Below are 1,241 nucleotides of genomic sequence, written 5' to 3' on the forward strand. Positions count from 1 at the left end.
GATAAGCTCCTTGTCTTTGGTCTGTTCTGAGTCTGGCTCATCTTCAATCGCCATCAGGTCACGGTGAATTCTTAACAACACGCCTATACACATACAACTCACAATCAGGCTACTACCGCCATAACTTACCAATGGCAGTGTCAGACCTTTAGTCGGTAGTAAGCCCATATTGACGCCTATGTTTATAAAGGACTGAACCGCGAATAAGATGCCAATGCCGTAGGCAAAATAGGCGCTGAATAATTGCTTTTTCTTTTCTGCCAAATAGCCTATGCGTAAGGATCTGTAGACCAAAACGACAAACAACGAAACAACAAGCAATGTACCAATCAAACCAAACTCTTCTGCCATAATGGCAAAAACGAAATCGGTATGAGCCTCGGGCAAGTAAAATTGCTTTTGAATACTGTTGCCTAAACCTACGCCCGACCAGTCCCCACGCCCAAATGCGATCAAAGACTGAATCACCTGATATCCACTACCATAGGGATCTGCCCAAGGATCGGTATAGCCCACTAAACGCTTTAATCTGTAGGGCTGCGAATAAATCAGTAAGGCCACAGATGCTAAACAGCCTAGAATCAGAATAATAAACTGCCCTAATCTCGCACCACTGAGGAAAATCATTCCCAGAAAGGCACAACCAATTACAACGGTAGAACCTAAGTCCGGCTCACTAAGCAGCAATAAGGCAACCAAAGCCAAGACCAACATCGGCTTTGCAAAGCCCCACCATGTTGTACGCACCTCATCTAAACGTCTCACTAAATAGCCTGCGAGATAAGCCACCAACAAAAGCTTCGCCAATTCAGAAGGCTGAAAATTCAAGCTACCTAAACTAATCCAGCGTGTACTGCCATTAACTGTTTTACCAACGCCTGGGAGAATGACCACCAAAAGCATTAGTAAAGACAAACTCAGCGCAAGCCAGCCAGTCTTCTGCCACCACGAAGATGGCAACTGGTAAGTAAATACGCCGGCGATACAACCCAAGACAATGAAAATGCCGTGGCGAATCACATAGTGAAATGGGTTTCCATTTCTGGCATCCGCAATATCTACCGAAGCCGATGCAATCATAATCAAGCCAGTCAGCAGCAATAGAACACTAACGAACAACATGACATGATCTGTACGTGGTTCAATGCGAAGCGAGTCTTTGCTTTGCAGCAATCCAGGCATGCCAGCTCTAGCGATAGAAAGTGTCATAAGGCCAAAACCTCCTGCTCAAACATATCGCC

At 45.4% G+C, this 1,241-nt stretch carries 1 protein-coding gene; it reads right to left on the reverse strand.

Annotated features, from left to right (window positions below):
- Positions 1–1,209, reverse strand: a 1,209-nt coding sequence (gene ftsW, locus A3757_RS23835; RefSeq protein WP_068740410.1) for a putative lipid II flippase FtsW, incomplete at its 3' end; no start/stop codon positions are given.
- Positions 1,210–1,241: the final 32 nt, after the last annotated feature.

It is taken from the genome of Oleiphilus sp. HI0117 (genome assembly GCF_001635235.1).